Below are 19743 nucleotides of genomic sequence, written 5' to 3'. Positions count from 1 at the left end.
TCACTCGGGAAACCGGTAGAAGACGACGCCATTGTCGCGCGTGACGCGTTCGATGCTCGCATCTGACCCAATCAGATGCGGGCGGTCGTCGTCGATGAGCACAGACGAGCCATCGTTGAGAACAAGCACATAGAGGATGTACTTACCGTCTCTCCACTGAGCACCTTTGATCGTTGCATCGATGGCGCCGACAGACCGGATCGGGCTTGCGTCGTTGGCCCATTTGTTCGCCGCCAACATGAGCATAATCGCAAACGCACCGATGAAGAGGATCACGCCAGGCGCATTCCTTTTCAAACCATCCCAAGTCCAAAAGACAGACATGAATCCCTCAATACAGATTCATGTGGTGGTGGGAGAACAGACTTTCAATCGATCGCCATGCCAGGGCGCTGCAACTCTTCGCGTCGCCCGGCTCGCGGCCGCCGTTACTTCGACCTCGAAAACGCCAGCCACAGGCCGCCGCCGACCAGGAAGCTGCCGCTGATCCTGGACATGAGCTTGATGCGGCGGGCCGACAGCAGGCGCCCGGCGCGGCCGGCGGCGAGTGCGTAGGTCGAATCCGACACGGCGGCGAAGATCATGGCGGTGAGGCCCATGACGACGATCTGCAGCGAATAGTTGCCTTCCGGCGCGATGAACTGCGGGAAGAAGGCGCCGAAGAACACCAGCGTCTTGGGATTGCTGAGCGCCACCAGCAGGCCCTGCAGGAAGAAACCTCCGCGCGGCTTTCTGGCGGTTCCGTCGGCATTCAGCGTGCCCTTGGAGCGGAACATCTGCACGCCCATCCAGATCAGGTAGGCGGCGCCGATCAGCCTGACCCATTCGAACCAGTGGCCCATGCCCGCGATCAGCGTGTTGAGGCCGATGCCGACAATGGCGATCATGATGGCAAGCCCGGCCTGCGTGCCGGCGACATTGGCCAGACCGGCGCGGGTTCCGTGCCGGATGCTGTTGGCGATGATCAGCGTGACCGTCGGTCCCGGCACCAGGATGATAACGATGCAGGCGAGAACATAGGCGGCGTAAAGTTCCAGCGACATGATCTTCCTCAAAATGCCGCCAATGCGGCGTGGCAGGCGACAATTAATGCATGCGGGTAACCTCCGCGCAAGCCTGACGCGAAACGCCGGGCCGTTGCACGTGCGTCAGGCGCCGGCCTGCCAGGGCAGCGTCGCCTCATAGGCGGCGGCGGCCCTCAGTACGGCGAGGTCGCCGCGCGGCCGGCCGATCAGCTGCATGCCCATTGGCCGGCCCTTGTCGTCGAAGCCGACCGGCACGTTGACCGCCGGGCAGCCGCCCAGCGTGGCGAAGGCTGAAACCTGCATCCAGCGGTGATAGCTGTCCATCGGCCGTCCGGCGACCTCGCTTGGCCAGTGCATGCCGACCTCGAAGGGGAAGACCTGCGCGGTGGGCAGGGCGACGAGATCGAAGCGGTCGAAGATCGACAGCAGTATCCGATGCCAGGAGGTGCGCACGACCGAGGCCGCGCGGATCTGCGGCGCCGTCAGCCGCATGGCGTTCTCGATTTCCCATATGGCTTCCGGCTTCAGCAGACCGCGCTTGGAAGGATCGTCGTAATGGACCTTGAGGGCGCAGCCGCTGCTGGCCTGGCGCAGCGTCACGAAGGCCTGCCACAGCGCTTCGAAGTCGAAATCCGGGAGCAAGGGTTCCGCCGGGAAGGATGCATCCGCGAAGCGGCCGAGAGCCGCCTCGCACAGATCGAGGATGCCAGGTTCGACTGGCAGATGACCGCCGAGGTCGCCGAGCCAGGCGACGCGGCCGCCAGTCGATGGCGGTGCAAGCCCTTCGAGGAACGAACCCGGTTTCTCATAGGACAGGGGCGCCTGCGGATGGTAGCCCGCCTGCACGTCGAGCAGCAGCGCCATGTCGGCGACGTTGCGGCCCATCGGGCCCTCGACGCCCATCTGCGCATGGAAGACCTCAAGATCGGGTCCGGCGGGCACAAGCCCTTGCGATGGCCGGAAGCCGTAGACATTGTTCCAGCCTGCCGGATTGCGCAGCGAGCCGCCGAAGTCGCTGCCATCGGCGACGGGCACCATGTCGAGCGCCAGCGCCACCGCCGCGCCGCCGCTCGAGCCGCCGGCGGTGAGCGCCGGATCGAAAGCGTTCAGCGTCGGCCCGAAGACGTTGTTGTAGGTGTTGGATCCCAACCCGAATTCGGGAACATTGGTCTTGCCGATGATGATGGCGCCGGCGTTGCGGATGCGCTCGACGAAGAAATCGTCTTCCTGCGGCACGAAATCGGCAAAGATAGGCGAGCCGAAGGAGGTCCTGAGCCCGGTCGTCGAGGCGAGGTCCTTGATGGCGATCGGCAGGCCGAAGAGAGTCCCGGTTTCGCTCGCTTGCCTGGCATCGGCTGCATCGGCCTCGCGCAGGATATCGTCGCGGTCGCGCAACGAGACGATGGCGTTGACCAGCGGGTTGACCGCTTCGATGCGGTCGAGGAAGGCCGTCACCACCTCGCGCACGGACAGTTTCTTGCGGCGGATCGCGCCGGCAAGGTCGATGGCGGACAGGCGGCAGATATCACCGGCCGGCGGCACGGCATGTTTCGTCCCGGGGCGCATCACTTTCAATGGGTTTCCAGCAAGGCTTGATCGACATCCTTGGCCAGCGGGATCGCCGGCTGGGCGCCGGGCTTGAGACATGCGAGCGAGCCCGCCGCAGCGGCGCGTGCCAGTGCCTTGTCGAGCGCTAGGCCGGCAGACAGGCCGGCAGCGAAGTAGCCGCAAAAGGTGTCGCCGGCGCCGACCGTGTCGACAGGCGTGATCTTCATGGCCGCAAGGGTGAGGAACTCGCTCGGTGTCGCTGCCATGACGCCGTCGCCGCCGAGGGTGACGACGATGGTGCGGCCGGTTTTCGCGGCGAAGTCGCGCATGCGTGCCGCGCGGTCGCGGCCGTTCAGCGCCAGCGCCTCGCCATAGAGGTCGAACTCGGTCTCGTTGGCGACGGCATAATCGGTCTTTCCGAGGAAAGCCGCCGCGTCGCCCTGGAAAGGAGCGGTGTTGAGCACGGTGATGGCACCGGCCGCCCGTGCCTGGTCGAGTGCCGTATCGACGGTCGCCAGCGGGATCTCGTGCTGGAGCAGCACGACATCGCCCTTTTGGAGGAAGGCCTTGGAAAGGTCGCCGGGCACCACGGACGCATTGGCGCCGGGGACCACGGCGATGATGTTCTCGCCATCGGCGCCGACCATGATCAGCGCCGTTCCGGTCGAGGCAAAGGTTTCGCCCACGCCCGACAGGTCGACCCTGGCCTCGCGCAGCAACGCCAGTGCCTCGCCGGCGAAACTGTCTTTGCCGACGGCGCCGACCATGCGCACCTGGACGCCGGCGCGCGCGGCAGCCAGCGCCTGGTTGGCGCCCTTGCCGCCCGGCGCCGTGGCGAAACTGGAACCGCTCACCGTTTCGCCGGGGCTCGGCAAGCGGTCGACTTTGGCGATAAGGTCGAGATTGATCGAGCCGATGACGACTATCAAGAAAGTGCCTCCCTGCCAGCGCTGGCCGGAAATCAGGATCGACTTTCGGAAAGCACGATGTGGATCGAAGATGCGAGCTGCGCCGGTGCATCCGTATCGATGCGCCGTCACCCCGGTTGTGCGGGAAGCTAGCGCTTCATGCGATGAGTTGCCAGACCATGTGGATATCAAAAGGCGATTTGTCGCCTCACTCGCAGCGCACGGTGACGATGCCCTGATAGGTGCCCGCGGGAAAGACGCCGCTCGACTTGGTGGCGGTGAGATCGACCTGCAGGGCGTGGGTGCCGTTGGTGACCCTTTGCGGCACGCTTCCGTTGATGTCGACCCCCGTGCCATCGAGCCGGAAGACCGAGGCGAAGGTGACGTTGGTGCCGCCGCCGCTCGGCGCGGACGAGAATGCGGCAGGCGCCGGCGCCGAAACCGAATAGCAGTCCAGCAGGTTGAGCAGGGTGCACAGAAGCGAGCTCGCCACCACGGTGGCGCTGGCGCTCGATCCGCCTGCCTGTTTGGAACCCAGTATGCTTATGGCAGGATTTGCGGTCATCGTCCCCGATGCACCGACCATGATGGTGCAGGTGCCGATGATCGCCGCCGGTGCGGGCTGGCTGAAGCCGGCAAGGGCTGCTATCGTAAGCAGCGCGGGGCTATTTTTTCTTCTTCTTCTTGCCATCGCTGTTTCCGGTCCTGATGGTCCAGCCTTCGTTGGCCCATCCAGGTGATGCGGCCGCGGTCGCGGGAGCGCTCGTGGCCACGCTTCCGGTCGGGCCGTCGCCGCCGAGGCCCATTTTGAGCAGTTTCAGCTCCATCTGCAGGCGCTGGACCTCCAGTTCATACAGCCGGCTGCAGTCGAGGCGTTTCGGCGTACGCCCGATCGGGATCACCACCCGGCCGTAGGTGGCGACGCCATTGTCCGTCTGGTTGTTGCCTCTGATAACGCCGAGATCGACATAGGCACCAGAACCGGAAACGGCGGAACGGCAAGTGGTGCCGTCCGCGGCATGGACCTCGTCCTGGCCCTGGGGCAAGGTGACACCGGGCAAATTGAAGCCGTTCTCGTTCTGGTTGAGATTGTAGATCTGGTCCTGGGCCTGAGTTGGAACGGTGCTTGTGACAGCAACCGCGAGTGCCAGCGTCAGGACTTGCGGTGCCCAAAGAACTTTCCGCATATCTGCGCCCTTATCTGCGTCTGCTGGTTGGGGAAGGGGATGCTTTCCGTACAGATACGCACTTTACGCTCGGCGGCGCCGCCGAAGGGCACGACCACAAGGACGGGACGGGAGGCCTGGGCGCCGAGCTGGAAGGCAGCCGGTGATATCCTGGCGTCCACCGGCTGAAAATCCTGATCGTAGACGTGGATTTCGATCTTGATCTTCTGGTCGTATGGATTGGCCGGGAAGACGCGGACCGCGAAGACGTCGGTGAAACTGTTGACCTCGCCGCGCATCGGCGACATCGACTGCGCCGCCGCGGCAGCAGGGATCAGGCCGACGGCCAGCGCCGTCGCCAGGGTTCGAAAAAGTGTCAAGGATGCCTCCTTCCCCGGGCGCTACTCGCAGCGAAGCGTTACCGTTGCCTGATAGTTGCCGTTGGCGAAGCGGTTGCTGCCGCCCTTGGTGCCGGCGAGATGGACCGAAACGAGGTCGGCGCCGGGTGTGCTGATGGCGGTAGCGGAACCGGTCTCGACGATGGAGTGCGCACCGGCGGAAGAGTAGGTTGGCGTCCAGGTGGTCGACGTCGTGTCGGCCGACGGCACTGTCGTGGCGGTAACCGGATCGACGCTCAGCGACACGCCGCCTGTCGTCGTCAGCGTGACGGTTCCGGCAGAGCCGCCGCTGTTGTGGGAACTGAGGGTCTGGAGGTCGGGACTGACCGTCATCGTGCCATTGGTGGCAATGACAAGCGTGCAGGTCGGGGTGATCGTGCCATTGAAAATGACATTTTGCGTCGCAGCCGATGCAGGCTGGCCCAGACACGCGACCAGCAGGGTTGCACCGAAGGCGGTGCGAAACAACTTCATCGAGACCTCCTATTAAGTCGGATCGCCCGAATTAACAGGAGTCATGATCGCTTTATCGTGGTTAATTTAGTGTAAACTTAAATAATTCTCGGAAATAACATCTTATAAAGAACCGAAGGTTGTCACCGGTTGTAACGTGAATTTCCGATAGAATCCAATTAATACTTTCTGCTATCCAAGATCTGTAAATTTCTTCGCCGGAAACTGGAAAAACGATATTTACGACGACACTTGGCCCGCCTCCCAGCCAAGGATGGCGCGCTTGCGGGTCAGGCCCCAGTGGTAGCCGGTGAGGTCGCCGGACTTGCCGATGGCGCGATGGCAAGGCACCACGAAGGAGAGCGGGTTGGCGCCATTGGCGGCGCCGACCGCGCGACTGGCGCTTGGCGCGCCGATGCTGGCGGCGATCGAGGAATAGGTGCGGGCCTTGCCCATCGGGATCTGCAGCAGCGCCTCCCAGACGCGAACCTGGAAGTCGGTGCCGATCATGACGACGTGCAGCGGCTGGTCGGGGCGCCACAGCGTCGGATCGAAGATGCGCGCGGCGTAAGGACCGGTCGCGGCCAGGTCCTCGACATAGATGGCGTTCGGCCAGCGGCTGGACATGTCGGCGAAGGCGGCGCGCTCCTCGCCGGGGTCGCAGAAAGCGAGGCCGGCAAGCCCGCGGTCAGTGGCCATGATCAGGGCGGTGCCGAAAGGCGAGGGATGGTAGCCGTAGCGCATCGTGAGGCCGGCGCCGCGTGTCTTGTAGTCGCCCGGCGACATTGCCTCATGGGTGACGAACAGGTCATGCAGCCGGCCAGGGCCGGACATGCCCAGTTCGAACGAGGTTTCGAGCAGCGGCATGCCGGAATCGAGCAGCCGGCGGGCGTGGTCGAGCGTCACCGCCTGCAGGAAGGCTTTGGGCGACAGGCCGGCCCAGCGGGTGAAGAGTTTTTGCAGGCCGGTTGGCGTCTCGCCGACTTCCTCGGCAAGCTCCTCGAGCGAAGGCTGGTCGCGATAGTCGAGGCTGATCTTCTCGATGGCGCGGCGCACGATCTCGTAGTCGCTGCCTTGCGGCGTGATGTCCTTTTTGAGGACGGCTGTCTGTGTGCTCATCGAACTGTCTCCTTGGCCAGGAATATCGCCCCTCGGGGCGGCGATCGCCACCCGAAACTTGCCTTCTTGCCGCGCATACCCAGATAGACTCGGGGTTTCATGCCAGGAGTCGCTCATGGCTGGCGAGAAAGTGCATCTGACCGGGGCAAAGGAAACCTTGCTGATGACGCTGTACGGCAAGGCGCTGGAGAGCCGGCTGCCCCATTCACTGCTTGGGGATCATTTCGCCGACGAGGCGGTGCACAAGATCGACTATGATTTCTCCAGGCTCAAGGTCGACGAGAATCTCGGCATCGGCCTGGCGATCCGGGCCAAGACGCTGGACGTTCGTGTCGAGGATTTTCTGGCGAGGAATCCCGACGCCATCGTGCTGCATCTGGGCTGCGGGCTCGATACGCGCATCTTCCGTGTCGATCCGCCGCCAGGCGTGGACTGGTTCGACGTCGACTATCCCCAGGTCATCGAACTCAGGCGAAAACTTTACCCGTCCCGCGACCGTTATCATCTCATCGCTTCGTCGGTGACCGAGCCCGGCTGGCTGGCCGAAGTGCCCCGCAACCGCCCGGCCATGGTGGTGGCGGAAGGGCTGACGCCCTATCTTCCCGCAGACGAAGGGCTGCGCCTGGTTTCGCGGCTTGTCTCGCACCTTGCCGGCGGCGAGCTGATGTTCGACGCCTACAGCCGTTTCGGTCTGACGCTGCTTCGTCTCAATCCCACCATCAAGGCGACTGGCGCAGAGGTTCACTGGGCGATCGAGGATCCGCACGAGCTGGAATTGGCGGTTCCGAAACTGCGGTTCGTCGAGGATATTTCCGCCTACATGCCCGAACACGCCGCCCGCATGGGCTGGTCCGCCAAACTCTTCGTTCGCCTGTGGAAACACATTCCGGCGCTGCGCAAGGTCGGCAGGCTTCTGCGCTATCGGTTCTAGAGCAATTCCAGGAAAAGTGTGAACGGTTTTCCGTCCGGAATTGCGTCAAAACAAAGAGCCGTTCAGCGCGCCTTGGCGGTCGCCAGCGCGCGCGAAAAGGCGGTGGCAAAGCTCTCGCGGGACTCGGGATCGAGAAAGCCCCCGATCGGCACGTTGCGGCCTTGGCCTTCGACCGTCATTTTGGTGATGCCGATCTCGGCGTGGCGGGCGACTGAAAACCGTGCCCAGAACGGGTTGAAGCGGTGGGCTTCCGATTTTCCCGAAGGGGCCGTCTTGCGGATGTCGAGCGTGGTACGCGAGACCGATACCTCCTCGCGGGCGCGGGCGGCGCGGTAGTTGACACGGAAGGCGATGTAGACGGCGACCACGTCGAGACCGAAGAAGCCAAATACCGGCCATGCGCCGCGCGACAGGAAGAACGCGCCGGTCGCCAGCCAGCCGAACGACAAAGCGCCCATCAGGACCAGGAAGCCCGTCCTGCCCAGCGACCGGTGCGGGGTCAGCAATGCGTGAAAGAAGGGCTCGTCAGCCTGGAACGAGGCGTTTGTGTCGCTCATGACAGGATATTATAGGAAGGAAATGGCGAGCCCCAAGTCCAAAGATTCTTCCATGCGCGAAAAAGACCTGCCAGCCGGACGACGTGACGGCTCGAACGCCAAGCCGCGCCCGCGGCCGGTGCGGCGGACGTCACGCTACAGTCCGGCCGAAGTGCACGAGATCTTCCGCCGCTTTTCCGTCCAGCGGCCGGAGCCGAAGGGTGAGCTCGAACATGTCAACGCCTTTACGCTCCTGGTGGCGGTCGTGCTCTCGGCGCAGGCGACGGACGCCGGCGTCAACAAGGCGACAAGGGCCTTGTTCAAAGCCGCCGATACGCCGCGGAAGATGCTGGCACTGGGCGAGGCCAAGGTCGGCGATTACATCAGGACCATCGGTCTGTGGCGCAACAAGGCCAAGAACGTCATCGCGCTGTCGGAAGCGCTGATCCGTGACCATGGCGGGGAAGTGCCCGACGACCGCGACGAACTGGTGAAGCTGCCGGGCGTCGGGCGCAAGACCGCCAATGTCGTGCTCAACATGGCCTTCGGCCAGCATACGATGGCGGTCGACACGCATATTTTCCGGATCGGCAACCGGCTCGGCCTGGCGCCCGGCAAGACACCCGAACAGGTCGAGCAAGGGCTGCTGAAGATCATCCCGGACGAATATATGCGCCATGCGCATCACTGGCTGATCCTGCATGGCCGCTATGTCTGCAAGGCGCGCAAGCCGGACTGCCCGGCCTGCGTCATCGCTGATATCTGCAAGGCTGAGGAGAAGACGACCAGCATTCCGGCGCCGTTGGTGCCGATCGCTCCGCTCGATCCACTGGACGCGGTTCAGGCCCAAAGCTGACCGGGCTTCAACTCTCCTCCACGAACACTTCTTCGCGCTTCTTCTTGACCGAGGGCAGGAAGACGATGACGAGCACGGCCAGCGCCACCAGTAGCAGGCCGGCGCTGATCGGCCGCGTCACGAAGGTGCTGGGGTCGCCGCGCGACAGGATCATGGCGCGGCGCAGGTTTTCCTCGAGCAGCGGGCCGAGCACGAAGCCGAGCAGCAGGGGAGCCGGTTCGCAGCGCAGCTTGGTAAGGACATAGCCGAGCAGGCCGAAGAAGGCGACGGCATAGAGATCGAAAGCATTGGTGTTGACGCTGTAAACGCCGATCGAGCAGAACGCCATGATGATCGGGAAAAGCACGTAATAGGGGATCGTCAGGAGCTTCACCCAAAGGCCGATCAGCGGCAGGTTGAGGATGATCAGCATCAGATTGCCGATCCACATCGAGGCGATGACGCCCCAGAACAGCGCCGGCTGCTCGGTGGCGACATTGGGGCCGGGCACGATGCCCTGGATGATCATGGCGCCGATCATCAGCGCCATCACCGGATTGGCCGGAATGCCCAGCGTCAGCATTGGGATGAAGGAGGTCTGGGCGCCGGCATTGTTGGCCGATTCCGGTCCGGCGACGCCCGCGATGGCGCCCTTGCCGAATTCCTGCGGGGTTTTCGACACGCGTTTCTCGACCGTGTAGGAGGCAAAGGCCGCAAGCACCGCGCCGCCGCCGGGCAGGATGCCGAGCGCCGAACCGATGATGGTTCCGCGCACGATGGGTGCTGCCATACGCTTGAAGTCGTCGCGGGTCGGCATAAGGCCGGAGACCTTGCTGATCAGCACCGAGCGCTCATGCTCGTTTTCAAGATTGCGCAGGATCTCGGCGATGCCGAAGACGCCGACCGCCACCGCGACGAAATTCAGCCCGTCGGCATATTCGCGGATGCCGAGCGTGAAGCGCGGCGCGCCGGTGTAGATGTCGGTGCCGACGATGCCGAGCAGCAGGCCGAGCACGACCATCGCCAGCGCCTTGACGATCGAGCCGTGAGCAAGCGCGATGGAGGAGACAAGGCCGACGATCATCAACGAAAAATACTCCGCCGCGCCGAACCGCAGGGCTATCGCCGTCAACGGCGGGGCAAAGACGGCGACGAGGAAGGTCGACACCGTGCCGGCGAAGAACGAGCCGATCGCGGCGATCGCCAATGCCGCCCCGGCGCGGCCCTGGCGGGCCATCTGATAGCCGTCGATGGCGGTGACGGCCGACGAGGATTCGCCGGGCATGTTGATGAGAATGGCGGTGGTCGAGCCGCCATACTGGGCGCCGTAGTAAATGCCGGCGAGCATGATGAGGGAAGAAACCGGGTCGCCGATCTGGAAGGTGATCGGCAGCAGCATGGCGATGGTTGCGGTGGCGCCGATGCCGGGCAGGACGCCGATCAGCGTGCCGAGCAGGACGCCGATCAGGCAGAAACCGAGATTGGCCGGCGTCGAGGCGGTCGAAAAGCCGAGCGCGAGGTTGTTGAGCAAGTCCATGTCAGCGCCTCACAATGCCAGCCATGAGGGCAGCCAGGGGCCGAAGCGCTGGAAGGGCAGGCCGAGCGCGTAGCTGAAGACGAGGATCGAGAACAGCGTCAGGCCAGCCGACAGCACGAGCGCGGTGAGCGCCTTCATGCGGCAGCTGGCGAAAGCGGCGATCAGCGCCGTCAGGAAGATCGACGGCACGAAGCCGAGGCCGCGCACCGTCAGGCCGAAGAAGATCGGCGCCGGCAGGATGAACAACATGCCGCGCCACGCCATGGGGCCGATCGGCTCGCCCTCGACGCTTATCGCCTGGACCAGGATGATGGCGCCCAGCAGGATCAGCACGATCGCCAGGACCAGCGGGAAATAGCCCGGTCCCATGCGCAGCGCGGTACCGATTTCGAGGCTGAGCGACTGCAGCGCGAAAAACGCGCCGAAGAAGATGAACAGCGCGGCGCACAGGCCGTTGGTCCTGTCGATTGCGAAAGGTTTCATGGCGGTCCTTCCTGACCCTTGGAGCGGGCCTGCCGTTGCAGGTGAAAACGGATCGAAGCGAACGGGGCGCCGCTGGCGCCCGGTTCAAGCCATCAGTCGGCGTACTGGCCGGCGGCTTCGATGATCGGCTTCCAGCGCGCGATCTCGCTTTCCAGCTTTGCCTTCAGCGCCGCCGGCGTCGCGTCGGCCTCCGATGACGGCCTGGTGCCGAGTTCGGCGAAGCGGGCGATGACGTTCGGGTCCTTCAAGGCGACCTGGAGCGATTTCGACAGGCGGTCGGTGATCTCGGCCGGCGTGCCCTTCGGCGCATAGAGGCCGTGCCAGATGCCGACCTGCACCGCGGGGAGGCCTGCTTCGATCGTCGTCGGCACATCCTTCAGCACGTCGAGGCGCTCCGGCGAGGTGACGGCATAGGCCTTGATCGTGCCGCCCTGGATCTGCTTGGTGGTGTTGGTCGTCTGGTCGCACATGATGTCGACCTGGCCGCCGAGAAGATCGGTCATGGCCGGGCCGGTGCCCTTGTAGGGCACGGTGACCAGCGGCGTGCCGATGGCGCTCATGAACAGCATGCCGCACAGATGCGAGGCCGCACCGATGCCGGCATTGGCGACGGTGATGCTGTCCTTGTTGACCTTGGCGTAGTCGACAAGCCCTTTCAGATCGGTCGGCGGGAGTTCCTTGCGGCCGACGATGGTCATCGGCACTTCGGTCACCAGGCCGACATATTCAAAGGCGTTCAGCGTGTCGTAGGCGAGTTTTCTGTAGAGCGTGGCACTCGTCGCCATGCCGATATGATGGAGGAGCAGCGTGTAGCCGTCGGGATCGGCATTGGCGACGCGGCCCGCGCCGAGCGTACCGCCGGCGCCGCCGACATTCTCGACGATGACCTGCCGGCCGAGATCCTTCGACACGGCTTCCGCGACGAGCCGGGTGACGGTGTCGGTCGGACCGCCGGCCGCGAACGGCACGACAACGGTGATGGTGCGTTCGGGATAGGATTGTGCGTCGGCGGTGAACGAATAAAGCGTGAGGGCCGCAGCGGCGGCCAGAGCGGCAACAAATTTTCGCATCGTAATTCTCCTCCCGGGATATGAATAAACCGCTGCGCGGAACTCCTCTCAATGCCGGCCGCGAATGAAACAACAACCAGCGCAGGCCAATAGATTGCAATCGGATTCAAATGGCAAACCGGGATATCCGCGGCAGCCGGCATGCAACGGATAGATGTTCGAGCCAGAAGGCTGGATCCGAAACGGTCGATCGTCGAGCGGCTTCGGCAAATGCCGATTGCGGACCTCTGTCCGCTCTCGTTCTATTCCAGATCTATTGGTAGCCGTAACCGCGCGCCATCGCCGCCGCGAACACCGGGATCAGCAGGAAGACGAAGGCCTCGGCGCGGATATAGGTCTTTACCGAGGCCAGTTCGCCCGCCGGCACGGCGAAGGAGGGATTGGCGCTGGCCTGCCGGTTCCAGGAAATGAAGCGCACGGTCGGGATGATCGAAAGCAGGCCGACAATGCCGAATGCCGCCATCTTGGCCCAGAACATCCAGTTGTAGATGTAGAACTCCCATCCCTTGAGGCCCCAGAGGACACGGCCGATGCCGACGATGATGATGAGTGAGGCGATGATGCCATAGTGGCGGTCGATGCCGGCGAGTCGCTTGAGGGTTACGGCGGGCAGGTCGCCGCGGATCAGCACGAATTCGGCGCCGATGATGCCTGCCAGGGAAAACACCAGCAGATGATGGATAATGGCAAGCACAAGGTCGGTCGTGTCCATGTTTCTTCCCTGGGTTGAGCACCAGCCCCGCGTCTGAAAAGGTCGCGCCGCAAATGTGCTGAATCAGCCTGCCGGGAAATTAACACCGTCGGGCAGAATTCCCATAGAAAGCTGCTCCCTGGTCATAGGCGGCGTTGACGCTCGGTCCAGGCACGTTAGGTTCGCAGGCATGACCGGACTGAAACGCCCCCTGAATCCGATGCCTGACCTGATCCACGCCGTCTTGACGGAACGCGGGCTGATGACTGCCTATGAGGCCCGGCCGGACTACCAGAAGAACGACTATCTCGGCTGGATTGCCCGCGCCAAGCGCCCGGACACCAGGCAGAAGCGGCTCGACCAGATGCTGGACGAATTGCAACGTGGCGGTGTCTACATGAACATGGCCTGGCGCGGCTGAAGATCTGCTTAGGCCGCTGTTCTGGATGATGGCGCGTCTTCCGCTGGCCCTTGCACCGCAGGGGCAATTTGCTAAGCGCGGACAAGATCAGCAAGGCAAATCCAATGAACAACCGCAAAGTGACCGTCACTCCCGTCATCGAAACGCAGCGAACCATTCTGCGGGCACACCGGCTGGAGGATTTCGACGCCTATGCAACGATGTGGGGCGACCCCGCCGTCACCCGCTTCATCGGCGGCAAGCCGCGCACGCGCGAGGAAAGCTGGATGCGCTTCCTGCGTCATGCCGGCCTGTGGTCGCTGCTCGGCTACGGCTTCTGGGCGATCGAGGAGAAGGCGACGGGCCGCTTCGTCGGCGAGGCCGGGTTTCACGACCTGAAGCGCGACATGGAACCGTCGATCGAAGGCATTCCAGAGGCCGGATGGGCGCTGGCACCGGAAGTGCACGGGGCGGGCCTTGCCACAGAGGTCGTCGGCCGTGTGCTGGCCTGGGGCGAAGAAACCTTCGGACGGGTGAAAACGGTCTGCATCATCGATCCCGAGAATACCGCCTCGTTGAATGTCGCTGATAAGGTCGGCTATCGCGAGGTGTTGCGGACCACCTATCATGACGCGCCGACCGTGCTGCTGGAGCGGCTGTCCTGAACCTGGATTGCAGATCAGGTAGACTAGCCCGCCTTGCGGCGCAGCTTCCGCGCCAGATCGGCCCATGGATCGACGCTTTCGGCGGCCGGCGTGACGCCTCGGCCTAGCAGCACCGTCGAGGCATCGAACGGCGTCGGTCTGGCGATCCCATAGCCCTGGGCATAGTCGACGCCGATGGTCTTCAGCGCGGCGACGATACCGTCGCTCTCGACGAACTCGGCGATGGTACGTTTGCCCATGACCTTGCCGATGTGGTGGATCATCTCGACCATGGCGCGGTCGATGCGGTCGTCCAGCATGTCCTTGACGAAGCTGCCGTCGATCTTGAGGTAGTCGACCGGCAGGTGCTTCAGATACGCGAAGGACGACATGCCGGAGCCGAAATCGTCGAGCGCGAAGCGGCAGCCCAAGCCGCGCAGATCGGCAATGAAACGCATGGCGTTGGTGAGATTGGCGATAGCGCTGGTTTCGGTGATCTCCAGGCAGATCATGGCAGGCGAAATGCCATGGATGAGGAATTGCTCGCCCAGGAAGCCGAGAAAGCTTTCGTCGCCGAACGTCGCGCCGGAAAGATTGATGGCGCATGTTGCGATGGGCGGCGTGCGCGGATCGGCCTGCCGGGCGGCCAGGATGCGGAAGGTGTTGCGCACCACCCAGCGGTCGATCGACGGCATCAGGCCATAGCGCTCGGCCGCGGGAATGAAACTCTGCGGGTGGACGAAGCTGCCGTCTTCGTCGGTCAGCCGCAACAGGATCTCTATATGCGCTCCCACCTCGACGATGTCGTCGTTGAGCGGCCAGATTTCCTGCGCATGAAGCCGGAAACGGTCTTGCACCAGCGCGGCGTGCAGACGCTGCACCCAGGCCATCTCGCCGAAACGCTCGCGCAAGTCCACGTCGCCCTCGCTGTGGACCTGGACGCGGTTGCGGCCCTTGTCCTTGGCCATGTAGCAGGCGACGTCGGCGGCCCGCAGCGTTTCCGCGATCGTCACCTGCGCATTGGCGATCTCCACCATGCCGATACTGACGCTGGTGTTGAACGTCCTGCCATCCCAGGCGAAATGCAGATTCTGCACAGCCGCGCGCAGCTGTTCGGCGATGTCGCACGCTTCGTCGGCTTCACAATCGACGAGCAGCACGCCGAACTCGTCCCCGCCCAATCGTGCCAGCACGTCGCCCGGCCGCAATTCGCAGGTCAGCAGCGCCGAGATCTGGCGCAGCAACTGGTCGCCCGCCGCATGGCCGCACGTATCGTTGACAAGCTTGAACTGATCGAGATCGAGATACATCAAGGCGTGCTGCCGGGGCTGGCCCTGCAATTCGACGATTGTCCTTTCCAGCCGGCTTTCGAAATCGCGCCGGTTGGCGAGCCCGGTCAACGCATCATGCGAGGCCTGCCACGAAAGCCGCTCGATGTAATCCTCTTCGCGCGTCATGTCGTGGAAGGCGAGCACGGCACCGACGACCTCGCCGGAAACGAGCAACGGTGCGCCGGTCAATGCGACGGGAACAACGGAGCCGTCCGGCCGCTGCAGCAATTGTGGACGGGCGCTGGAACGGCGCGCTTCGCCGGCCAGGAGACGCTCGACCAACTGCGTTTCTTCAACGCCGGTGCCCTTGTCGATGAGGCGAAAGAATGCTGCGATGGGTTTGCCCCTTGCAGCGCCGAGCGGGCAGGCCAGCAGTTTCTCGGCAACCGCATTCATGTAGTCGAGTCGCCCGTCGCGGCCGGTGCTGACGACGGCCTGGCCGATCGAAGCCAGTGTTATCTGGGGGCGCTCGCGCTCGGCATTGAGCGCCAGCTGGAAGGCCTGGCGCTGCGCAAGGAGCTTGCGCGTGCGCCACACGGCAAGCAGGATCAACAATGCGGCAGTGACGAGATTGGCAAAGGTAAGCAGCATCTGGATGAAGCGCGATCCCTCGCCGAGACTGTCCGAGAAGGCCTTGGACAATGGAGTGACCTGACGATCGAGCCGATGAATTTCCGCCTTCCAGGCGCTGATCTCGGCTGTCGACGCCGGCCCCTTGCCGAGTGTCGCATGCATCGTATCGCCGAGCCGCTGGATGGCGAGGATCATTGTGTCGGCCGCCGCCCAGTGCCGAATAGCGGTATCGAGATAGCTGAACTTCCGGAAATTCTGGAACAGCCAGATCAGCCCGGCAACGTCGTCCGCGTGGTTTCTGCCTTGCAGAAAGCCTGTGCGCGCTGCCTCTGCATCGGGTTCGGGCTGCTCGAGCGCCAGGCGGGCCGAGCGGTCGGCAAGCGGAACGGCGATCGCTTCGCGATACTCGGTGAAGAACGCCTCATTGCCTGTATCCGCATAGAGGCTGAGGAAATAGATGGCGTGCTTTTGCCCCTTGGACCACTGGCTTTCCCCGCCGACATAGGCGCGAACCGCCGAAAGCGTGTACAGGCTGAGGCTGGCGACCAGCGCCTGGACGAGGACGACGGCGATGAACGGCCAGACGAGCCCGAGAAGACGGGGGCTGGCGTCCAGCGATGACGGCGTCTTCGAATTCACGGACGTGCCATGATCCTGTCAGCGCGTCTGTCCGACTGTTTCACCCGTCGGTTAAGACGATTCTCTGCCCCTCATGTCGCGCAAATGGCGACGACAACCGCTTATCACGAGGGACTTAACAGCCAATAAATAGCTCCGTTCGCTTTGAAGCCTTTTCTTGAGTTGGGTGACTGAATATTACGCAGCGTCAATTGACTGTTTGAACTTGAATCGGTTTGTATTCGAAGCTTATCAGTCCTTTTCGGCCTATAACCGCGCGGGTTAGGGCAGGGCCTCCGCTGCAAGACATGCCTGTTCGAGCATCGAGGCATCCTCGCCGAAGGCTCGAGTGGCGCGGGCCGCCGCCTCGAGCAGCGGCCGTTTCATGCGCTGAAGGAAGGCGGCACCGACGTGCGTGCTCGGCCCAGCCAGCGTCAAGGCGCCGAGCAGGACGCGTCCCGGTCCGAACACCGGTGCCGAGACGCCCGCCGTCTCGGGGTCCCGGTCGCCGACGGCGAGGCAGGTCCGGCGTATGGTCTCATAGGGCTCGCCCGCCTCGCCGGAAAATGCCGCAAGCACGCGTCCGCCCGAACCGACGAGTAAAGGCAACAGGTCGCCCTCGCGTATGGTGTAGCGGATCGGGTGCTTGGATTCGACGCGGTAGAGACAGGTGCGGACGTCGCCCGAGCGGACATAGAAGGCAACACTCTCCCAGCTGTGCCCGGAAAGGTCGCGCATGATCGGCAGCAGGATGTCGACCGCCACGACCGAACGCTGAAAGAGCGACCAGGCCGCACTGCTCGGCATCGCGCTGGGCGCTGCCGTCGACCATGGGCCGCAGGCGTCGTCGATCGCAATCGCCCGCATGGCGGCAACCTGCGGTGTCGGCATCAACAGCGCCATGGCCTCAGCCATCAATGCACTCGGCGACGTGCATGGCGGCGCCGGCGAACAGGCGCAGTCCTTCTACGGTGATATCGCCAAGGCGATCGATGGCGGGGCGGCGTTTGGGAGGCGGTCTCGGCACGGCTCGACCGGTTCTTCGTCGAGGAAAGGGGTTATGTGCCGGGGCTCGGCCACCGCTTTCACCCGGTCGATCCGCGCGCACCGCGCCTGCCGGAACTGACCCGCGAATTTGCCACGCGTGGCGTCGTCAATGGAGGGTTCGCCGACATCGCCGAGGCGATCGAGGCGGAGGTCGCACGCCGCAAGGGCAAGAGGATACCGCTCAACATCGATGGCGCCACGGCCGTCATCTATGCGAACTCGGCTTCCCGCCGCCGCTGACGCGCGGGCTCTTCGTGCTGTCACGTTCCGTCGGCATCCTGGCGCACGCCTGGGAACAGTCGCAGCAAAGCGAGCGCAACAAGGGGCTGCTGCCGCGCGAATGGTTGTGGGTCTATACCGGCATGCCGGTACGCCCTCTTCCCGAAAAGGGGGTGGGAGCGGCTGAGGAATTGTCCTCAGGTTGCATCGGTCGGCGTGGGCTGGGGAAGTGTCAGGGTCTTCACCAGCGTCGAAAGATCCGGTTCGTCGATCAACATCGCCGCGTCGGCCGGCGTCAGCCATGCCCGCTGTCGCCGCTTGGCCTCCTGCCAGTTGGCCAGTTCCTCGGTCACTTCAAGCAGGTAGACGATGACATCGACATGGACAAAGCGGTTGGCCAGCCGCTTCCAGTAGGAATAGGTGCCGGCCGGCTGCTTCAGGGTCTTGCCAAGCACGCCGGCTTCTTCCATCGCCTCGATGGTGGCGGCCTTGCGTCCGTTCTTGCCTTTCATCGGCCATCCCTTGGGGACGATGAAGCGCCTCGTCGTTCTCGACGTGACCAGCATCACCTCGAAACTCCCATCCGCGGTCAAGCGAAAGGGGATCGCCGCCACCTGGCGGATTCTTTCCCCTTTCTTGGCCCGGCGTGCGGCCTTTTTCTTCGTGGTTTTCATCTACAATAGTCCAGTCGGTCAGTGCCCCATAGCGTGACGCGGCGCCTTTGCAAACCCAAACTGCCGCAGGGGTACCCTCAAGGTCCCCTACCATGTAAGTCGGCTAAATAAAAGAAGCCCGCCTGTCAGCGGCAATTGCTCACGGCCGTGCTGCCGATGATCTGCGTCTGGCAGCCCGGCCTGACCCGTGGCACGACCGGCGGTGGCTGCTGGACGATCACGCGGTCCTGGTCGCGGTACTGCTGTTGCTGCTGCTGGAATTGCTGCCGCTGAATGCGGCTCTGCAAGGCCTGCAGATCGTTCTGCTGGATCGGCGCGTTGCTGTTGATCGCGGGATTGGCCACCTGCGCGGAAGCGTGCAGCGCAAAGCCGGCTAAAAAAGTAGCGGCCAGCACCGCCGACGCAAGTCTCATCAATAGTCGGCGCGCCGACATCGGCACATTCTTGCTAAAAATCCTGTTCATTCCCGCAATATAGGGTGTTTGTCCGGCGATGCCATGGCGGTCCATCGGTCGCCTTGAAATCAATCGTGACCCCGCCCTGTCCCGGCCATCCGGCCAGCGGCCACGGATTGCAGGCGACGCCAGCGCTGGAGACCGGCACGGACATCGCGCCAGCATCGCCTCTATCGAAGGCCCGGGGGCAGAGTTCTTCTTCAACACAAGGAGCGGAGATCGAAGGCCGCTTCGCGGTGGCGGAGAATCTGCCCGGCAACCTCGCATTGCACTTGACGGAAGCGATCGATTCGCCGCTCTATCGGGTCGGCGCCGGCCTCGAGCTGAATGGCGCCGGCATGTCCGCCAGGGACAATGGCGTCTTCGGGGAAACGGTCAAACAGAATGCAGTCAGCGCGCCTCTCAAGGTCAGTTTCCAGGCTGGCTCGAGGCGGAGCCGGGCGGGAGAGGTCTTGATGAGGAAATACGCGTATTTGGTTGCGATGCTGGGTGCGGCCTGCATCGCCGGTGTGCCGGCCGTGGCCGCGCAGACCAAAGGCGACAAGGTGGCGGCTCCGCCCGCCGCGGCCGATGCGCCACAACTGCCGGGCGGGGCATCGGCCTTGTCCGAAACCCATGGCGACTGGACGGTCAATTGCCAGATATCGGGCACGAACAAGGTCTGCAGCCTGTCGCACCAACAGTTCAACAAACAGAGCAACCAGCGGCTGCTGGCGATCGAGCTGTCGAGCAAGACCGGCGACGAGGCGACAGGCACTCTTGCCCTGCCGTTTGGGCTGGCGCTCGCCAAAGGCGTCACCCTGACCATCGATGACCAGAAGCTGGACGGCAGCCTGGCATTCAACACTTGCCAGGCCGTCGGTTGCCTGGTGCCGGTGGCGTTCGACGCCAATGTCACGCCGCTGCTCAAGAATGGCACGACGCTGAAGATCGACGCCTTCGCGGCGGATACGGGACAAGCGGTGAGCTTTTCCATTCCGCTCAACGGTTTCGGCGGCGCGCTCGCCCGTACGGCGGAGCTCTTGTCAAACTGACCGCTCAGTCCGGAATCTGATGCGCGGCGTCCAGCTGGCGTCGCGTGT

Annotated in this window: 25 protein-coding genes; 7 read left to right on the top strand and 18 right to left on the bottom strand. The window is 63.7% G+C overall.

All coding sequences use genetic code 11. The annotated features are described in order from the left end of the window. The 9 genes from CK228_RS04735 to CK228_RS04695 all read right to left on the bottom strand — a co-directional run bounded on the left by CK228_RS04735 (position 1) and on the right by CK228_RS04695 (position 6617). On the bottom strand, positions 1–276 hold the full coding sequence (locus CK228_RS04735) for a hypothetical protein (RefSeq protein ID WP_245437970.1): 276 nt from the start codon (positions 274–276) through the stop codon (positions 1–3). A gap of 152 nt (positions 277–428) precedes the next feature. Continuing rightward, complete coding sequence (locus CK228_RS04730) at positions 429–1043, bottom strand: LysE family translocator (RefSeq protein WP_095787060.1); 615 nt, start codon at positions 1041–1043, stop codon at positions 429–431. Between the two features lie 105 nt (positions 1044–1148). Next, positions 1149–2594, bottom strand: coding sequence for an amidase (locus tag CK228_RS04725; protein ID WP_095787059.1), 1446 nt, complete (start codon positions 2592–2594; stop codon positions 1149–1151). Between the two features lie 2 nt (positions 2595–2596). After that, entirely contained in the window at positions 2597–3502 is a 906-nt protein-coding gene (locus tag CK228_RS04720; protein ID WP_095787143.1) for a ribokinase, read from the bottom strand. A gap of 187 nt (positions 3503–3689) precedes the next feature. Further along, positions 3690–4172, bottom strand: coding sequence for a hypothetical protein (locus CK228_RS04715; protein WP_095787058.1), 483 nt, complete (start codon positions 4170–4172; stop codon positions 3690–3692). Further along, the gene (locus tag CK228_RS04710) at positions 4147–4668 is read right to left on the bottom strand and encodes a hypothetical protein (RefSeq protein WP_095772495.1); all 522 of its coding nucleotides are present in this window, start codon (positions 4666–4668) and stop codon (positions 4147–4149) included. Before CK228_RS04710 ends, CK228_RS04715 begins: the two co-directional genes overlap by 26 nt. Then, the gene (locus CK228_RS04705; RefSeq protein ID WP_095787057.1) at positions 4635–5027 is read right to left on the bottom strand and encodes a hypothetical protein; all 393 of its coding nucleotides are present in this window, start codon (positions 5025–5027) and stop codon (positions 4635–4637) included. The genes CK228_RS04710 and CK228_RS04705 overlap by 34 nt, the downstream gene beginning before the upstream one ends. Positions 5028–5048: 21 nt before the next feature. Beyond that, the gene (locus tag CK228_RS04700) at positions 5049–5519 is read right to left on the bottom strand and encodes a hypothetical protein (protein ID WP_095772497.1); all 471 of its coding nucleotides are present in this window, start codon (positions 5517–5519) and stop codon (positions 5049–5051) included. A gap of 219 nt (positions 5520–5738) precedes the next feature. Continuing rightward, positions 5739–6617 (bottom strand): bifunctional helix-turn-helix domain-containing protein/methylated-DNA--[protein]-cysteine S-methyltransferase, encoded by an 879-nt coding sequence (locus tag CK228_RS04695; RefSeq protein ID WP_095787056.1) that lies wholly within the window; start codon positions 6615–6617, stop codon positions 5739–5741. Positions 6618–6732: 115 nt separating this feature from the next. On the opposite strand from CK228_RS04695, the gene CK228_RS04690 reads away from it, so the two are divergent. Continuing rightward, positions 6733–7548 (top strand): class I SAM-dependent methyltransferase, encoded by an 816-nt coding sequence (locus CK228_RS04690; RefSeq protein WP_095787055.1) that lies wholly within the window; start codon positions 6733–6735, stop codon positions 7546–7548. 62 nt (positions 7549–7610) lie between these two features. On the opposite strand, the gene CK228_RS04685 is transcribed toward CK228_RS04690, so the two are convergent. After that, positions 7611–8105 carry a DUF2244 domain-containing protein gene (locus tag CK228_RS04685; protein WP_095787054.1) on the bottom strand — a complete coding sequence of 165 codons (495 nt, stop codon included), beginning with the start codon at positions 8103–8105 and terminating at the stop codon, positions 7611–7613. A 22-nt stretch (positions 8106–8127) separates the two neighbouring features. Here CK228_RS04685 and nth point away from each other — a divergent pair, with 22 nt between their 5' ends. Then, positions 8128–8940, top strand: coding sequence for an endonuclease III (nth, locus tag CK228_RS04680; RefSeq protein WP_095787053.1), 813 nt, complete (start codon positions 8128–8130; stop codon positions 8938–8940). 7 nt (positions 8941–8947) lie between these two features. On the opposite strand, the gene CK228_RS04675 is transcribed toward nth, so the two are convergent. The 4 genes from CK228_RS04675 to CK228_RS04660 all read right to left on the bottom strand — a co-directional run bounded on the left by CK228_RS04675 (position 8948) and on the right by CK228_RS04660 (position 12721). Next, positions 8948–10456, bottom strand: a complete 1509-nt coding sequence (locus CK228_RS04675; protein WP_095772502.1) for a tripartite tricarboxylate transporter permease — start codon at positions 10454–10456, stop codon at positions 8948–8950. A 9-nt stretch (positions 10457–10465) separates the two neighbouring features. After that, entirely contained in the window at positions 10466–10939 is a 474-nt protein-coding gene (locus CK228_RS04670) for a tripartite tricarboxylate transporter TctB family protein (RefSeq protein WP_095787052.1), read from the bottom strand. A gap of 92 nt (positions 10940–11031) precedes the next feature. After that, positions 11032–12009 carry a tripartite tricarboxylate transporter substrate-binding protein gene (locus CK228_RS04665; protein WP_095772504.1) on the bottom strand — a complete coding sequence of 326 codons (978 nt, stop codon included), beginning with the start codon at positions 12007–12009 and terminating at the stop codon, positions 11032–11034. A 253-nt stretch (positions 12010–12262) separates the two neighbouring features. Further along, positions 12263–12721 carry a DUF2214 family protein gene (locus tag CK228_RS04660; RefSeq protein WP_095787051.1) on the bottom strand — a complete coding sequence of 153 codons (459 nt, stop codon included), beginning with the start codon at positions 12719–12721 and terminating at the stop codon, positions 12263–12265. A 169-nt stretch (positions 12722–12890) separates the two neighbouring features. Between CK228_RS04660 and CK228_RS04655 the strand changes: the two genes are divergently transcribed. Together CK228_RS04655 and CK228_RS04650 are read left to right on the top strand one after the other, a co-directional pair. Continuing rightward, the gene (locus tag CK228_RS04655; RefSeq protein WP_095787050.1) at positions 12891–13121 is read left to right on the top strand and encodes a YdeI/OmpD-associated family protein; all 231 of its coding nucleotides are present in this window, start codon (positions 12891–12893) and stop codon (positions 13119–13121) included. Positions 13122–13225: 104 nt separating this feature from the next. Beyond that, a complete protein-coding gene (locus CK228_RS04650; protein ID WP_095787049.1) occupies positions 13226–13765 on the top strand; it encodes a GNAT family N-acetyltransferase in 540 nt (179 codons plus the stop codon). Positions 13766–13788: 23 nt separating this feature from the next. Here CK228_RS04650 and CK228_RS04645 read toward each other — a convergent pair whose 3' ends face one another. Together CK228_RS04645 and CK228_RS04640 are read right to left on the bottom strand one after the other, a co-directional pair. Continuing rightward, complete coding sequence (locus CK228_RS04645; protein WP_095787048.1) at positions 13789–16287, bottom strand: EAL domain-containing protein; 2499 nt, start codon at positions 16285–16287, stop codon at positions 13789–13791. A 261-nt stretch (positions 16288–16548) separates the two neighbouring features. Next, positions 16549–17181, bottom strand: a complete 633-nt coding sequence (locus CK228_RS04640) for a hypothetical protein (protein ID WP_245437969.1) — start codon at positions 17179–17181, stop codon at positions 16549–16551. Here CK228_RS04640 and CK228_RS04635 point away from each other — a divergent pair. Continuing rightward, positions 17063–17392, top strand: a complete 330-nt coding sequence (locus CK228_RS04635; RefSeq protein WP_348629230.1) for a hypothetical protein — start codon at positions 17063–17065, stop codon at positions 17390–17392. The genes CK228_RS04640 and CK228_RS04635 overlap by 119 nt on opposite strands. Beyond that, positions 17329–17553 (top strand): citrate/2-methylcitrate synthase, encoded by a 225-nt coding sequence (locus CK228_RS36285; RefSeq protein ID WP_280951009.1) that lies wholly within the window; start codon positions 17329–17331, stop codon positions 17551–17553. The genes CK228_RS04635 and CK228_RS36285 overlap by 64 nt, the downstream gene beginning before the upstream one ends. A 176-nt stretch (positions 17554–17729) precedes the next feature. Here the strand turns inward: CK228_RS36285 and CK228_RS04630 are convergent, their stop codons facing one another. Further along, on the bottom strand, positions 17730–18206 hold the full coding sequence (locus CK228_RS04630; protein WP_095772509.1) for an NUDIX hydrolase: 477 nt from the start codon (positions 18204–18206) through the stop codon (positions 17730–17732). A gap of 125 nt (positions 18207–18331) precedes the next feature. Next, positions 18332–18715, bottom strand: coding sequence for a hypothetical protein (locus CK228_RS04625; RefSeq protein ID WP_245318103.1), 384 nt, complete (start codon positions 18713–18715; stop codon positions 18332–18334). A gap of 20 nt (positions 18716–18735) precedes the next feature. Between CK228_RS04625 and CK228_RS35680 the strand changes: the two genes are divergently transcribed. After that, positions 18736–19695 (top strand): invasion associated locus B family protein, encoded by a 960-nt coding sequence (locus CK228_RS35680; protein WP_245437968.1) that lies wholly within the window; start codon positions 18736–18738, stop codon positions 19693–19695. Positions 19696–19743: the final 48 nt, after the last annotated feature.

Source organism: Mesorhizobium sp. WSM4312, assembly GCF_002294875.1.
Classification (GTDB): Bacteria; Pseudomonadota; Alphaproteobacteria; order Rhizobiales; family Rhizobiaceae; genus Mesorhizobium.
Note: the sequence above shows the minus strand (reverse complement) of the source record. Positions and strands in the feature narration are given on the sequence as shown.

Coding starts and splice junctions, on each gene's coding strand:
- CK228_RS04675 (WP_095772502.1), bottom strand. CDS start 10,456: ATGGACTTGCTCAACAACCTCGCGCTCGGCTTTTCGACCGCCTCGACG.
- CK228_RS04655 (WP_095787050.1), top strand. CDS start 12,891: ATGACCGGACTGAAACGCCCCCTGAATCCGATGCCTGACCTGATCCAC.
- nth (WP_095787053.1), top strand. CDS start 8,128: ATGGCGAGCCCCAAGTCCAAAGATTCTTCCATGCGCGAAAAAGACCTG.
- CK228_RS04640 (WP_245437969.1), bottom strand. CDS start 17,181: ATGGCTGAGGCCATGGCGCTGTTGATGCCGACACCGCAGGTTGCCGCC.
- CK228_RS04670 (WP_095787052.1), bottom strand. CDS start 10,939: ATGAAACCTTTCGCAATCGACAGGACCAACGGCCTGTGCGCCGCGCTG.
- CK228_RS04650 (WP_095787049.1), top strand. CDS start 13,226: ATGAACAACCGCAAAGTGACCGTCACTCCCGTCATCGAAACGCAGCGA.
- CK228_RS04710 (WP_095772495.1), bottom strand. CDS start 4,668: ATGCGGAAAGTTCTTTGGGCACCGCAAGTCCTGACGCTGGCACTCGCG.
- CK228_RS04715 (WP_095787058.1), bottom strand. CDS start 4,172: ATGGCAAGAAGAAGAAGAAAAAATAGCCCCGCGCTGCTTACGATAGCA.
- CK228_RS04685 (WP_095787054.1), bottom strand. CDS start 8,105: ATGAGCGACACAAACGCCTCGTTCCAGGCTGACGAGCCCTTCTTTCAC.
- CK228_RS04625 (WP_245318103.1), bottom strand. CDS start 18,715: ATGGACCGCCATGGCATCGCCGGACAAACACCCTATATTGCGGGAATG.
- CK228_RS04690 (WP_095787055.1), top strand. CDS start 6,733: ATGGCTGGCGAGAAAGTGCATCTGACCGGGGCAAAGGAAACCTTGCTG.
- CK228_RS04665 (WP_095772504.1), bottom strand. CDS start 12,009: ATGCGAAAATTTGTTGCCGCTCTGGCCGCCGCTGCGGCCCTCACGCTT.
- CK228_RS04660 (WP_095787051.1), bottom strand. CDS start 12,721: ATGGACACGACCGACCTTGTGCTTGCCATTATCCATCATCTGCTGGTG.
- CK228_RS04700 (WP_095772497.1), bottom strand. CDS start 5,519: ATGAAGTTGTTTCGCACCGCCTTCGGTGCAACCCTGCTGGTCGCGTGT.
- CK228_RS04695 (WP_095787056.1), bottom strand. CDS start 6,617: ATGAGCACACAGACAGCCGTCCTCAAAAAGGACATCACGCCGCAAGGC.
- CK228_RS04730 (WP_095787060.1), bottom strand. CDS start 1,043: ATGTCGCTGGAACTTTACGCCGCCTATGTTCTCGCCTGCATCGTTATC.
- CK228_RS04630 (WP_095772509.1), bottom strand. CDS start 18,206: ATGAAAACCACGAAGAAAAAGGCCGCACGCCGGGCCAAGAAAGGGGAA.